This is a genomic window from Streptomyces sp. NPDC002698, assembly GCF_042888945.1.
GTDB lineage: Bacteria > Actinomycetota > Actinomycetes > Streptomycetales > Streptomycetaceae > Streptomyces.
In genome coordinates, this window is record NZ_JBIAQM010000003.1 from 223056 (window position 1) to 236762 (window position 13707).

General features: G+C 70.9%; 11 protein-coding genes. 3 read left to right on the top strand and 8 right to left on the bottom strand.

Annotated elements, in window-relative coordinates:
• Positions 1 to 250: 250 nt before the first annotated feature.
• Complete coding sequence (locus tag ACFYW9_RS05700) at positions 251 to 1444, top strand: methyltransferase domain-containing protein (protein WP_389145244.1); 1194 nt, start codon at positions 251 to 253, stop codon at positions 1442 to 1444.
• Here ACFYW9_RS05700 and ACFYW9_RS05705 read toward each other — a convergent pair.
• From ACFYW9_RS05705 to ACFYW9_RS05740, 8 genes are all read right to left on the bottom strand, one after another.
• Positions 1422 to 3449 (bottom strand): cell wall-binding repeat-containing protein, encoded by a 2028-nt coding sequence (locus ACFYW9_RS05705; RefSeq protein WP_389145247.1) that lies wholly within the window; start codon positions 3447 to 3449, stop codon positions 1422 to 1424. The genes ACFYW9_RS05700 and ACFYW9_RS05705 overlap by 23 nt on opposite strands.
• Before the next feature lie 151 nt (positions 3450 to 3600).
• Entirely contained in the window at positions 3601 to 4884 is a 1284-nt protein-coding gene (locus tag ACFYW9_RS05710; RefSeq protein ID WP_389145250.1) for an RNA polymerase sigma factor, read from the bottom strand.
• A gap of 63 nt (positions 4885 to 4947) precedes the next feature.
• Complete coding sequence (locus tag ACFYW9_RS05715) at positions 4948 to 5304, bottom strand: YciI family protein (RefSeq protein ID WP_351872121.1); 357 nt, start codon at positions 5302 to 5304, stop codon at positions 4948 to 4950.
• Between the two features lie 197 nt (positions 5305 to 5501).
• Positions 5502 to 6080, bottom strand: coding sequence for a Uma2 family endonuclease (locus tag ACFYW9_RS05720; protein WP_389145255.1), 579 nt, complete (start codon positions 6078 to 6080; stop codon positions 5502 to 5504).
• A gap of 59 nt (positions 6081 to 6139) precedes the next feature.
• Positions 6140 to 7006: a hypothetical protein gene (locus ACFYW9_RS05725; RefSeq protein ID WP_389145258.1), complete on the bottom strand. Its 867-nt coding sequence runs from the start codon at positions 7004 to 7006 to the stop codon at positions 6140 to 6142.
• Positions 7007 to 7287: 281 nt separating this feature from the next.
• Positions 7288 to 8349 (bottom strand): LCP family protein, encoded by a 1062-nt coding sequence (locus ACFYW9_RS05730; protein ID WP_389145777.1) that lies wholly within the window; start codon positions 8347 to 8349, stop codon positions 7288 to 7290.
• 148 nt (positions 8350 to 8497) lie between these two features.
• A complete protein-coding gene (locus tag ACFYW9_RS05735) occupies positions 8498 to 9838 on the bottom strand; it encodes an endo-1,4-beta-xylanase (protein ID WP_389145261.1) in 1341 nt (446 codons plus the stop codon).
• 482 nt (positions 9839 to 10320) lie between these two features.
• On the bottom strand, positions 10321 to 11349 hold the full coding sequence (locus ACFYW9_RS05740; protein ID WP_351875002.1) for a LacI family DNA-binding transcriptional regulator: 1029 nt from the start codon (positions 11347 to 11349) through the stop codon (positions 10321 to 10323).
• Between the two features lie 138 nt (positions 11350 to 11487).
• Here ACFYW9_RS05740 and ACFYW9_RS05745 point away from each other — a divergent pair, with 138 nt between their 5' ends.
• Both ACFYW9_RS05745 and ACFYW9_RS05750 read left to right on the top strand, forming a co-directional pair.
• Positions 11488 to 12795, top strand: a complete 1308-nt coding sequence (locus ACFYW9_RS05745) for an ABC transporter substrate-binding protein (protein WP_389145265.1) — start codon at positions 11488 to 11490, stop codon at positions 12793 to 12795.
• Positions 12792 to 13706, top strand: a complete 915-nt coding sequence (locus ACFYW9_RS05750; RefSeq protein WP_389145268.1) for a carbohydrate ABC transporter permease — start codon at positions 12792 to 12794, stop codon at positions 13704 to 13706. Before ACFYW9_RS05745 ends, ACFYW9_RS05750 begins: the two co-directional genes overlap by 4 nt.
• Position 13707: the final 1 nt, after the last annotated feature.

The window sequence follows — 13707 nt, forward strand, 5'->3', positions numbered from 1 at the left end:
GCGGGGCGCGGGCCGGCGCGGCGCCGCCGGTCCGGGGGGCGGAGGCCGAGCCGGTCCCGGCGCGGCCGGAAGCGCGGAGGGGGGGAGCGAGCGCGCCGACTCCCCAGCGCGCAGCAGCCCCGTTTGCGCCGGTTTTGTCATTTTGTCGTACGGGTCGCATGGAGCCGGATCCTCCCAGCCCACCACTCCCGCGGGGCCCCGACACCGCCGCCGGAAGCACACCGTCCACCGACTGGCCCACAATGGCCGGGTGAACGACGTCTCCTTCGCCCCGCTCCTCACCGCAGAGGGCCGCGCCCTGCTCGACGAGGTCCGCGCCACCGAACCGGCACAGGAACTGGCCGTCGCCACCCGGCTGCGCCGCGACCACCCCGCCGAACTGGTCTCGGCGGCCCTCGGCCAGGCACGGCTGCGGCAGCGGGCGGCGGCGAAGTTCGGCGCCGAGGACGCCGGACGGATGTTCTTCACCCCGAACGGGGTCGAGCAGTCCACCCGGACGACCGTGGCCGTGCACCGCGCCGAGCGATTGCGCGCCCTGGGGGTCCGCTCCGTCGCCGACCTGTGCTGCGGCATCGGCGGCGACGCCATCGCGCTGGCCCGCGCCGGAATCCGCGTCCTGGCCGTCGACCGCGACCCGCTGACGGCCGCCGCCGCCCGCGCGAACGCCGACGCGCTGGGGCTCACGGACCTGATCGAGGTGCGCGAGACGGACGTGACGCAGGTGGACACCGCGTCGTACGACGCCGTCTTCGTGGACCCGGCGCGCCGGGGCGGCCGGGGCCGGATCTTCGACCCCGAGGCGTACTCGCCGCCGCTGTCCTGGGCGGTCGCGGCGGCCCTGCGCGCTCCGGTCGCCGCGCTGAAGATCGCCCCCGGGATCCCGCACGAGGCGGTCCCCGCCGAGGCGGAGGCCGAGTGGATCTCGGACGGCGGGGACGTGAAGGAGGCGGTGCTCTGGTTCGGCACGGAGCCGGGCCTGGTGCGCGCCACCCTGCTGCCGGGCCCGCGCGAACTGCGCGGCCGCGGCCTGCCGGACCCGGCGGTCAGGACCGTCGGACGCTATCTGTACGAGCCGGACGGCGCCGTCATCCGCGCGCACCTGGTCGCCGAGGTGGCCGAGGATCTGGACGGCGGACTGGTCGACGAGACGATCGCCTACGTCACGGCCGACGAACTGCGCCCGACGCCGTACGCCTCCGCGTACGAGATCACCGACCGGCTCCCCTTCAACGTGAAGAAGTTGAAGGCACTGCTGCGGGAGCGGGGGGTCGGCGTCCTGACCGTGAAGAAGCGCGGGTCGGCCGTCGAGCCGGAGGAACTGCGGCGCAAGGTGAAGCCGCAGGGCCCGCACTCCGCGACGGTGTTCCTGACCCGGGTGGCGGGTGCCCCGACCATGCTGGTGGGGGCACCCGCCAAGCCGCCTACTGCTGGTGGCGGGTGCTGAGCGGACCGAGGTCCGGACCGGTGACGGGCCGCGGCGCCGTGCCCGCCCCCACCGCCGAGGCGCTCGCGGACGGCCCGGCGACGGTGGACGAACCCGCCATCGGCTCGACACCGTTGTAGTAGGGCCTGTACGTCCACTGGCCGCTGCTCGCGCTGATCGCCGTGCCCGCGGAGTTCAGCGCCGCCGCGGACACCGAGCCGGTGCCGCCGAAGGCGGCGATGACGTTGATGTTCGCGGCGCCCTTGAGCAGGTAGGACTTGGACTCGGCGGTCAGGGTGGCGGCGTCCGTCCACAGCAGCGGGCCGAACACGTTCATCGCCGCCGCGGCCGAGGTGCCACCGCGCCAGCTGTCGGTGGAGGCCAGGGCCGCGTTGCCCGGCGCGCTCCACCACATCCGCGCGAGGGCGGCCGCGGTGCCGGCGTTGGTGCTCGCCGTGACCGGGTAGTAGGTGTACGTCGACGGCCAGTGGGAGAACGGCGTGTGCGTGAGCGCGTACTTCGCCGAGGCGCCGACCGGGATCATGTACGTGTCGCGCGGGTCGAGGCCGTTGAGGTACGACTTCACGGACGAGGTCAGCGTGTTGCCGTCGTTGAGCACGACGACCGCCTTGCCGCTCGTCCCGTTCGCGCCCGCGGCCGACGCGGCGGCGAGCGCCGAGTGGTAGTCGGTGCCGGTCGCGATGAAGACGTACGTCGGCGCGCTGGTGATCGACTTGGCGACGGCGACCGAGGTCGAGTAGCGGGAGGTGCCCGCCAGCCGCTTCGGGACGAAACCGAGCGCGGTGACCCTCGTCGAGACGGCGCTGCTCAGGATCGACGTGCCGCCGACGAGGTAGACGCTCGCACCCGGCTTGAGGGTCCGCTTGAGCTCTTTCTGCACGGACGTCGGGATCGAGGTGCGCGGGGTCAGCAGGACCGGCCCGTGCTTCTTGCCCGCGAGGGCGGGGGCGGTCAGCGCGTACGACTGGCTGTCCTGGGAGACCAGCACGGCGGACGAGGCGTTCATCAGCCCCGGCTCGCTCTGGCCGACCGTGTTCCAGGTCCAGCGGGACGCGGCGATGTTGCTGCCGTAGACGTCGGCACCCCAGACCCGGGCGACGGTGTTCTTGCGCAGCGGCTGCCAGGCGAGGTCCCACTTGGCGGTGCTGGGCGAGTTGTAGAAGACCTTGGCTGTGCCGGTGGAGAGCTCGAGGACCTGGTTCTGCAGCTCGTTCGAGGTCGTCGTCAGCTGGTACGCGAGACGGGTGCCGTCGGGCGACCACGCGGGCTTGCTGATGTGGCCCGTCTCGTCCGCCGGCAACCGGGTCACCCCGGTGCCGTCCACGTTGACCGTGTACAGCTTGCCGTCGACCGTGTAGGCGACCTTCGTGCCGTCCGGGGAGATGGCCGGGGCGTTGGCCTTGCCTGCCACCAGCTCCTTGAAGGAGCGGTTCGCCCCGTCGTACAGCCACACGGCGCCGTAACGGTTGTCGCCGCCGCACGTGCTGCCGGAGCGGATGAACACCAGCTTGCCGTCGACAGATCCGCTGGGCTGGCTGTCGCAGCCCTCGTCCGCGGTGGCGAACAGGTGCTGCTGGAAGCGGGTGCCGTCGGACGGGGCGATGCGCAGCCGCCCGCTGAGCGTGAACACGACCGAGCCGCCGCCCCACCAGAAGGTCGGGTCGTCGGCGAGGATCGTGTCGGTCGTGCTGACCGGGAGCTCCACGGAACCGGCGAAGTCGTGCCCGACGACGTTGACCCGTCCGGTCGACTGGTTGACGTAGGCCATGCGGCTGCCGTCGGGCGACCAGGCGGGCTTCATGGCGTTCTTGACCCGGATCACGGGCGCGGTGCCGTTCTCGTACAGCTGCGAGACCGCGCCGTCCATGTCGCCGGTGAGAATGCCGTTGTCCGCCGTCCAGGCGACGTCGGCCGACGCCCCCGGTGCCAGGGCGATCGCCGTGCCGGCGGCCAGGGCCGTCGCCGCGGTGAGCGCCACGAGTCTGTGGCGCGCGGAAATTTTCAAGGGTGTACCCCCCAGGGTAGGTGCGATGGCTGCCGGACCACGCCTCGCGGGGGCCTACGGGTGAACGGAAGGCGTCCTCCCCGTGTACGGCAGCGGCGTCACTGTAAGCCCTTGCCGATCACGTTGGGAACGGGGGTACCGAACGGGAATCTCACGAACCCCGCAGCTCACGGGCCCGCGCCACCAGCAGCTCCCGCTCCCGCTCGTTGCGCGCCAGCGAGGCCGCCCGCTCGAACTCCGTGCGTGCCTCCCGCGTACGTCCCAGCCGGGCGAGCAGGTCGCCGCGCACGCTCGGCAGCAAGTGGTAGTCGCGCAGGGCGGGTTCACCGGCGAGGCCGTCGACGATGACGAGCGCGGGCTGCGGGCCCTCGGCCATCGAGACGGCCACGGCGCGGTTCAGTTCGATCACGGGGGACGGGGAGCGGGCCGCCAGCAGTCCGTACAGGGTGGCGATCCGGGGCCAGTCCGTGTCCTCGTAGGCGTAGGCCTGCGCGTGGCAGGCGGCGATGGTGGCCTGGAGGACGTACGGCCCCGGGCTGCCGGTGGCGACGGCGCCGGCTCGGCCCAGCGCGGTGAAGCCCCGGCGGATCAGCATCCGGTTCCAGCGGCGGCGGTTCTGGTCCTTGAGCAGGACCGGTTCACCACCGGGCCCGGTGCGCGCGGCCGCCCGGGACTCCTGGAGTTCCAGCAGGGCGGCGAGCCCGTGCACCTCGGGCTCCTTGGGCATCAGCTCGGCGAGAAGCCGGGCCAGCCGGAGCGCGTCCTCGCACAGCGCGGGCCGGAGCAGGTCGTCGCCCGCCGTGGCCGCGTACCCCTCGTTGAAGACGAGGTAGATGACCTCCAGTACGGACCCGAGCCGGGCTTCGCGGTCAGGACCGTACGGCACCTCGAAGGCGACCCCTTTCGCCGCCAGCGTCCGCTTGGCCCGCACGATGCGCTGGGCGATCGTCGGCTCCGGGACGAGGAAGGCGCGCGCGATCTCGGACGTCGTCAGCCCGCCGAGGAGCCGCAGGGTCAGCGCGATGCGGGCCTCGGCGGACAGGACGGGGTGACAGGCGGTGAAGACCAGGCGCAGCAGGTCGTCGTCGATGTCGTCCGGATCGGAGGGTTCGTCGATGTGGTGCGGAGCCGACAGCGAGAGGTCCCGCCCGACCTCCTCCAGCTTGCGCGCGTAGCGCTCCCGGCGGCGTACGAGGTCGATCGCCCGGTGCTTGGCCGTGGCCGTCAGCCAGGCGCCCGGGTTGTCGGGCACGCCGTCCCGCGGCCACTGCTCCAGCGCCGCGACCAGGGCGTCCTGGGCGAGTTCCTCGGCGATGCCGACGTCACGGACGATCCGGGCCACGCTCGCGATGATGCGGGGGGACTCGATACGGAAGATGGTCTCGACGGCCGTGTCGACGCCGCCGACGGGGGTTCTTCCGGGCTGCTGTTCCACAGTTCACCATCAGACACCCGCGGCGGCGTCAGGCCAAGGAGACCGCTCGGGCCGAGAAGCCGCTCAGCCCTCGGCGATCTCCCGCACCTCGCAGGTGACCGTCCAGAAGTCCTCGTGCACCTTGAGGAACCGCTTGGTCCACTCCAGCGCCTCGGCCATGTCCTTGCACTGCATGATCGCGTAGCCGCCGACGACCTCCTTGGACTCGGTGAAGGGCCCGTCGGTGACGGACAGCTCCCCGCCCGCGTAGTGGACGCGCTTGCCCTGCGCGCTGGGCGTCAGTCCCTCGGTCTGGAGCATGACGCCGGCCTTGGTGACCTCCTCGATGAGCTCGCCCATCCGCTGCATCAGTTCGGGGCTGGGACCCTCGGCGGGCGCGGTGCGCTCGTCGATCTGGACCAGGGAGAGGTAGCGGGGCATGGTGACTCCTCGTGTCCGTGACGCCCGTGGTGTCTGTGGCGCCTGTCGTGTCTCGGAGGCGGGGCTTCTCCCTGCCTCTCACCCGTGCGTCGAACGGGAGACACCTGCTTCGACACCGTCCCCGGATTTCTTCGATTTCTTTCCCCGGGCGGGCCCGGACGGATCAACCGGGGGAATCGGGACACCAGGGATTCGGATCAGTCGGCGAAGTCCTTGAGCTTCTGCGTGTCCAGCGTGAACCCGACCGGATCCGGCAGTTCGATCACCGCTCCGAACGCCCGGGTGGTGAGCGAGCGGTAGACGCCGCCCTCGGGGTCGCAGTGCACGGTGACGCTGTCCGTGTCCCGGTCGACGAGGAGGTAGACGGGGATTCCGGCGGCCGCGTATCCGTCGGGCTTCTCGATCCGGTCACGCCGGTCGGCGTCCCGGTCGTGCGAGGTGACCTCGACGACCATCAGGACACCCGTGGGCTCGGACCACTCGCCCTTCCCGGCGAAGTACTCCTCGGGCGCCAAGACCCCGTCCGGCTTGGCCCGCCCCTTGCGGTAGGCCTCGACCTTCAGCCCTTGCTCCGGATAGAGGAACAGCTCAGGCCGGTGCTGCATGCACCGCTTGAGGAGCCAGGCGACGATCTCGCCGTGATTGCCGTCCGGCATGGGCTTGACCCCGATCTTCCCGTTCAGGAATTCCAGCCGCGCCGACTCGGGCGCGTGACGAGCGAGCTCCTCGAACTCCTCGACGAGCATCTGGGGCCGGTCGGACGTGCTGGGGGTCATGGCGTCGCCTCCTCCCCTCCATCCTGCCCCGGTCACGGGCGGACCGTGCTGCAAGGTCGTCATGTGCCTGCTCCCTTCTCGGTTTCCTCCGTGCGGGTCCCGGTACGAAGAGCGGCACGCAGCCGTCCGACATGGGCGCGCACCTCATGGGCCGCGAGGGCGGGCCGCCCGCCCCGGCACACCCCGCACAACCCGCCCCGCAGTTGGCCACCGTCCCCGCCCGGTTCCCCGCACGCCGTGCACACCACCTCGTAGCGGGGCGCCGGTGGCTGCGGCTCGGGCAGCGGGGGCAGTTTGGCGAGAAGCCGGGCACGTACGAAGGCGTAGGCGTGCGCCACACGCTCCGGGAGCCCCGCCGTCAGCGCCTGGACGAGCTGCGGCTCACCGGCGCCCCGCGCGAACCACTCGGCGGCCTCCCCCTCCAGTGCCGCGCACTCCCCCGCCGACAGGGTCAGCCGGGCGTCGATCCGGCCGAGCCGGGCCAGCACGCTGTAGGCGGTCGATCGCGCCGCCGCCGCCACGGGCCGCTCGGTCACCGGAGTCTCCCCGGCAAGAAGGGCGTTCCACCAGGCGTCGTCGTGCGCGGTGCGCGAGAAGAAGGTGTGCCAGACCCAGCGGGGGCAGCCGTCGACGGTGACGGGGCGGCGCACCCTGCGCAAATGCCCTGCCGCGGAAAGGTTGTTGAGGGCCGTGGAGAGGGCGCACTGGCCGTACGGGAGGTGCTTGGCGAGGGTCTTGATCGAGAGGTCCGACTCGTCGGCGAGCCGGTCGATGTACGTCGCGATCGACGCCTCGCGGGTGGGCAGATGTACGAAGTCGCGACCCGTCCGTGGGGTTTGGTCGGGCGCCGACCTTTTTCCGTACCCCGGATTGGCGAGGGGATGGGCGGACGGGCGCGGGGCAGCACTAGGCTGGGTGACAGCCATGGATCGACTCTCTTTCGATCAACGTGGTCAGACCCCCGCGCGGTGCTCCAACACCCACGGGGGTCGATGCTTTCGCGGCGCACGCTACACGTCCGCCACGCTCCGCCGCGACCCGATCACGAAAAGTCATATCCCCTGGCCCGGACGGCACTTCGGCCGTCGGCAAGGGAGGGAGGGCGGGTTGAACCTCCCTCCCATTCCCTGCAAAAGAGGCTCGAATCCCGAGCCCCGAAGCTCAAGCCCCGCGGACCGGCTCCGGGGGTGTCACGTCAGTCGTTAGGTCACTTGAGCGAGGCCCACAGGTCACTCGCCTCCGGCTCGTTCGCGACCACGCGGTTGCGGTCCCAGGGAGCCGTCACCACCGGCATCATCACCGTCGTGACCTCGTCGGAGGAGAGGGACTTCAGGCTCTGGCCGAGTTTCGTCAGCTCGCCCAGGGAGTCCAGCCCGGTGTCCGTCGTCAGGCTGCCGGTCACCGCGTTCGCGACGCCGTAGAGCTTGGCCGGGTCGGTGAGCAGACCGGCCGACGAGATCTGCCCCAACAGGGCCTTCACGAGCTTCTGTTGGAGGCTTATGCGGCCCAGGTCGCTGCCGTCGCCTATGCCGTGCCGGGTGCGGGCGAGGGCCAGCGCCTTCGTGCCGTCGAGGTGGTGCTCGCCCGCGGCGAGACGCAGATGGCTCTTGTCGTCGTCGATGTCCTCGTCCGTGGTGACCGTGACCCCGCCGAGCGCGTCCACGAGGGCGGCGAAGCCGGAGAAGTCGATCTCGATGTAGTGGTCCATGCGGACATCGGTGAGGGACTCCACCGTCTTCACCGCGCAGACCGGGCCGCCGATCGAATAGGCGCTGTTGAACATCGCGTTGTAGGCCACCGCCGTCGTCCCCCCGGAGGAGGTGGGGCAGGCGGGCCGGGTCACCAGGGTGTCCCGGGGGATGCTCACCACGGTCGCCCGGGTGCGCCCCTCGTCGATGTGCACGACCATCGCCGTGTCGGAACGGGCACCCGAGCTGTCCCCGCCGCCGAGCTTCGCGTTCGCCTTTCCGCTGCGCGAGTCGGAGCCGAGGACCAGGATGTTCAGGGCGCCACCGGGAAGCGGGGAGGCCGAGGCGGACGCCGGGGCCGAGGGCGTCACCACCGCCTTCGCCGGGCGGTCGTCGCCGAGCGCGCTGTTGATGTCGACGCTCTTGATGTTCTGGTTCAGATGCCAGTAGGCCCAGCCCGCCGTGCCGACGCCCAGCACCAGCAGGCCCGCCAGGGTGAGGCCGACGGCCTTGAGTACCCGCGACCGCCGGCCCACCGGCCCGACCTCGACCCCATCCCCGTCCCCGTCCCCGTCCCCGATGCCCTCGTGTCCCGTCACGAGGAGGAACGTAAGTCCGAATTATTAGGGGACTGTTAGGGAAAGAGGCTCGAAACGATTTTCTTGGGAGAATCTCACGCTTCTCAGCCCGGACTCAGCCCCGCCCTGAGCCCGGACTCAGGCCCTGACCTCAGCCCAGCGTCACCGTGGGCACCGGATTGCTCCCGCTCCAGGACGCGTTGAACCCGAGCGTCACCGAACCGCCGCTCGGGACGGTCCCGTTGTAGGAGGCGTTGGCGCAGCTCACCGCCGCGCCGGTCTGGGTGCAGGTCGCGTTCCAGGCCTGGGTGATCCGCTGGCCCGCGCCGTACGTCCAGTTCACCTTCCACGAGGAGAGCGCGGCCCCGGAGCACGCGATCCGCACCTGCCCCGTGAACCCGGTGTTCCATTGGCTCTGGACGCTGTACGTCGCCGTGCACGCTCCCGTGGGCGGCGGCGTGGTGGTCCCGCCGAGCGAGGCCGCGATCGCGTCGTACGCCGGTTTGGGCGCGTAGTTCTCGTCATACGGGGTCGCCGCGCCGTAGCCCGAGAAGACGTCCGGGATCCAGGAGTCGGAGTCGGTGAAGCCCCAGACGGTCACGCCGTGGCAGCGGGTCACGGCGACACAGGCGTCGAACACGGCCTTGTAGTCGGCGGCCTGCTGGGCCAGTTTGGCGCTGTCGGAGGGGAGTTGCATCCGGATGTCCAGCTCCGTGACCGCGACGTCGACACCGAGGTCGGCGAAGCGCTGGATGTTCTGCTGGAGGGAGCCGGGGACCTGGCCGAGGATGAGATGGGCCTGGAGGCCGACGCCGTCGATCGGGACACCGCGCGCCTTCAGGGACTTGACCAGGTCGTACAGGGCGGTGCTCTTGGCGTTGACGCCCTCGACGTTGTAGTCGTTGATGTAGAGCTTGGCGCTCGGGTCGGCGGCGTGCGCCCAGGTCAGCGCCTGGGCGATGTAGTCGGAGCCGAGGCCGTTGTACCAGAGGGTCGAGCGGTAGGTGCCGTCCTCGTTGAAGGGCTCGTTGACCACGTCCCAGGCGGCCAGCTTCCCCTTGTAGCGGGTGACTTCGGTGGTGATGTGGTCCTGGAGCAGACCGCTCAGCTCGGCGGTCGTCCAGGTGCCGTTGGTCAGCCAGCTCGGGTTCTGGCTGTGCCACACCAGGGTGTGACCGCGCACCTGCTGGCTGCGGGCCTGCGCGAACGCGACGATCTGGTCGGCCTCGGCCCAGTCGAAGCCGCCCCGGGTGGGCTCGACGGTGCCCCATTTCATCGCGTTGCCCGGGGTCAGCGAGTTGAACTGGCCCCCGGCGATGTCGCCGTAGGTCCCGGTCAGCTTGGAGCCGGTGACGGCGGTGCCGATGACCTTGCCCTTGGCGGCGGCGAGGTCGCGCAGCGGGGTGCCGGCGGCGTGCGCCGTCGTACCGGCCGCGAGCAGGGCGGCCACCGTCGCGGCCCCGGCGAACAGGGCGGCGACGCGGCGGCGCAAGGGGCGGCGTAAGAAGCGGGTTCTGGCGGAACGGGTTCGGGAGGTTCTCATGGCGGGTGCCTCCGAAAGTTTCGGCTGTACAACCGATTGACTTCGCAGGAGTGTGGAGGGGGATGTCCCACCCGTCAATACGGCCCCCGGCCCCGCAGGACTGACCTGCCCCGGGTGACCCCACCCCTACTTTCGCCCCCTCCGCCCCTACCCGACCCACCCTGGGGCTCCGCCCCAGCCCCCGCTCCTCAAGCGCCGGAGGGGCTGGAATTACTGCCCGGCCGGGGCTGGAATTACTGCCTGGCCGGGACTGGAATTGCTGCCTGGCCGGGGCTGGGTCGTTCTGGACGGACGCACCCGCAGCCGGGTACGCGCGTGAGGGGACGTGCCGGTACATCGATGCCCGTCGCCACCGACGGCCACATCTCCGTCCAACGGCGACGGGCTGATGCACCGGCACGGCCCCGACCCCCCACCGGAGGCGCCCGGTCTCACGCCGGAGGCGCCCCCGTGCTGCTGCGCACGACCAGGCTGGTCGCCAGTTCCATCCGCGTCCCGGCCGAGGGCCGCTCCTGGCGGCTCAGGTCGAGCACCAGCTTCGCCGCCGCCTCGGCCATCTCCGTCAGCGGCTGCCGTACGGTCGTCAGCGGCGGCCCCACCCAGCGCGCCACCGGCAGATCGTCGAAGCCGACGACGCTGAGGTCCTCGGGAATGCGCAGCCCCAGTTCGCGGGCCGCCTCGTAGAGGCCGAGCGCCTGGAGGTCGTTGCCGGCGAAGACGGCCGTGGGCCGGTCGGGGCGGCGCAGCAGGTCGAGGCCGATCCGGTGGCCGGCCTCGTGGTGGAAGTCCCCGGCGACGATCAGCGAGGGGTCGACCGGAAGCCCGGCCGTCTCCAGCGCCGCGCGGTAGCCGTCGACGCGCGCCCGGCTGCACATCATCCGTGACGGCCCGCTGATGGCGCCGATCCGGGTGTGGCCGAGTTCGACGAGGTGGCGGGTCGCGGCGAGGCCGCCCTGCCAGTTGGTGGCGCCGATGGAGGGCACGTCGACTCCGGGATCGCCCGCCGGGTCCATCACCACGAACGGGATGGAGCGGCTGTGCAGCAGCGCGCGCTGGGAGTCGTCGAGGCCCGAGAGGACGAGCACCACGCCGTGCGGGCGGCGGGCGGCGACCTGGTCGGCCCAGGTCCGGCCGGGGGTGAGCCGCCCGGCGGACTCGGAGAGCACCACGCTGAGGCCGGCGTCCCTGGCGACGTTCTCCACGCCCCGGATGACCTCCATCGCCCAGGCGCTCTCCAGTTCGTGGAAGACCAGGTCGATCAGCGGCGAGCGGGAGGCCTCGGCACGGCGGCGGCGGTAGCCGTAGGCGTGCAGCAGCTCCTCGACGCGGGAGCGGGTCGCTGGGGCGACGTCGGCGCGGCCGTTGAGGACTTTCGAAACAGTCGGAGCCGAGACACCGGCTTCCCGAGCGATCTCGGCCAGCGTCGCCGTCTGTGGTTCTGCGGACTTCCCAGGCTTCATGGCGGCGATCGTATCTCTGCGCGACCCCTTGACGGGCCTACCGGATCGTCTTACCTTCCCGGAACATTCGAAAAATAACTCGAAACATTCGCGATGGATCACCGACGATCCTTCGCGCCTACCGAGAGGTGCCGTCCTATGGAGTCCTACAGCAGACGTTGGTTCCTCGGCGCGGGCACGGCTGCCCTGGCCTCCGTCGGCGGGCTCACCGCCTGCGGCTCCAGCGGCGGTTCCGGCGCCGACGGGACGCTCACCGCGTTCGTGTACGGCGACGACGCGGCGAAGATCCAGGTCAAGTCCGTGAACCGGTTCAACGCGTCGGCCGCCGCGAAGAAGGCCAAGGGCACGATCAAGCTCCAGAAGGTGCCCGCCACCGACTACCCGGCCAAGCTGCGCACGGCGATGGGCTCGCCCAACGCCCCCGACGTGTTCTTCAACTGGGGCGGCGGCTCCATCAAGGCCTACCGGGAGGCCGGCCAGCTGGTCGACCTGACCGACGTCATCACGTCCGACTCCGTGCTCAAGAGCGGCTTCCTGCCGTCGGTGCTGGCGTCGGGCGGACTGGACGGCAAGAACTACGGCGTGCCGATGCGCGGCATGCAGCCCGTGATCCTCTTCTACAACAAGACCGTCTTCGAGGAGAACAAGCTCCAGCCGCCCACCACCTGGGACCAGTTGCTGGACATCAACACCAAGCTCAAGAAGGCGAAGATCACCCCGTTCGCCCTGGGCGGCGCGGACATCTGGCCCGAGCTGATGTGGCTGGAGTACCTGGTCGACCGGATCGGCGGCCCCCAGGTCTTCGAGAAGATCAAGAACGGTGACGCCACCGCCTGGGGCGACCCGGCCGTCCTCAAGGCCGCCCAGACGGTCAAGGAACTGATCGACGACGGCGCCTTCGGCAAGGGCTACAGCTCGGTGGGTTACGGCAACGGCGGTGCTCCCGCGGTCTTCGCCAAGGGCAAGGCGGCGATGCACCTGATGGGTTCGTGGGAGTACTCCACGCAGCTCGGCAAGTTCCCCGACTTCGCCAGGAAGAACCTCGGCTGGTGCGCCTTCCCGCAGATCGAGGGCGGCGCCGGCGACATCCGCAACGTGGTCGGCAACCCGACCAACTACTGGTCGGTGAACGCCCGCACCTCCAACAAGGACGCGGCGATCGCCTTCCTGCGGGACTCCGCCTCCCTGGCGTACACGAAGGAACTCATCGCCAACGGTGACGTCCCGGCCACCTCGAACGCGGCGACCCTCCTGGACGCCTCGCCGAACCCGGAGTTCGCCAAGTTCCAGTACCAGATGGTGCAGCAGGCCCCGGCGTTCACGCTGAGCTGGGACCAGGCGGTCGACCCCGACGTGTCGACGCCGATGCTCACCGAGGTCAACAAGCTGTTCGTGGGCAAGTCCTCGCCGACGCAGTTCGTGTCGGCGCTCAAGGAGCTGAAGTGAGCCTCACGCAGGTCAAGGGCGGCCCGCGGAACGACGCGGGCCGCCCCCGCTCCGCCCGGCGCAACAGGGCCGGCCGCCCGAGCGCGGCACTGGCCCTCCCCGGCGTCCTGTTCTTCGCGTTCTTCGCCCTCGCCCCGATGGTCCTGGCCTTCTACCTGTCGTTCACCAGGTGGAACGGCCTGGGCGACCCCGAGCCGGTCGGCCTGGCCAACTGGCGCAAGCTGCTGAGCGACGACCGGCTGACCCAGTCCCTGACGGTCACCGTCGGACTGACCGTGGTGAGCTGGGCGTTCCAGACGGTGATCTCCCTGCTCCTCGGGGTGTGGGCGGCGGGCCGGCAGCGCAACCGCGCGGTCCTCTCGGCGATCTTCTTCGTGCCGTTCCTGCTGTCGTCGACGGCGATCTCCCTGCTGTTCTACGCGCTCCTCGACCCGAACTTCGGGATCATCCACAAGGACACCCTCGGCACGACCAGCGGCGCGTTCCTCGCGATCGTGTTCGTCGGCGGCTGGCAGTTCATCCCCTTCCACACCCTGATCTACCAGGGCGGAGCACGGCAGATCCCCGAAGTCCTGTACCAGGCGGCCGCGATCGACGGCGCCGGCCGCTACCGCCAGTTCTTCTCGATCACGCTGCCGCAGCTGCGCAACACGGCGACGACGTCGAGCGTGCTGATGATCGTCGGTTCGCTGACGTACTTCGAGACGGTCCTGATCCTCACCCAGGGCGGTCCGGGCACCGACACGGCGATCCTGCCGTACCTGATGTACGAGGCGGGCTTCAAGAGCTACGACTTCGGCTACGCGAGCGCGGTCGCCTCGTTCCTGGTGCTCGCGGCGACCGCGCTGTCCCTGCTGATGGTGAAGCTGTCCGGCTTCGGCGCGATGCGCAGCACCCGGGAAGGGATGTGAC

What these genes read in the sequence shown, in the direction of transcription:
- ACFYW9_RS05725 (WP_389145258.1), bottom strand. Translation starts at nt 7,006, where the DNA reads ATGGCTGTCACCCAGCCTAGTGCTGCCCCGCGCCCGTCCGCCCATCCC.
- ACFYW9_RS05740 (WP_351875002.1), bottom strand. Translation starts at nt 11,349, where the DNA reads ATGAAGCCTGGGAAGTCCGCAGAACCACAGACGGCGACGCTGGCCGAG.
- ACFYW9_RS05745 (WP_389145265.1), top strand. Translation starts at nt 11,488, where the DNA reads ATGGAGTCCTACAGCAGACGTTGGTTCCTCGGCGCGGGCACGGCTGCC.
- ACFYW9_RS05715 (WP_351872121.1), bottom strand. Translation starts at nt 5,304, where the DNA reads ATGCCCCGCTACCTCTCCCTGGTCCAGATCGACGAGCGCACCGCGCCC.
- ACFYW9_RS05720 (WP_389145255.1), bottom strand. Translation starts at nt 6,080, where the DNA reads ATGACCCCCAGCACGTCCGACCGGCCCCAGATGCTCGTCGAGGAGTTC.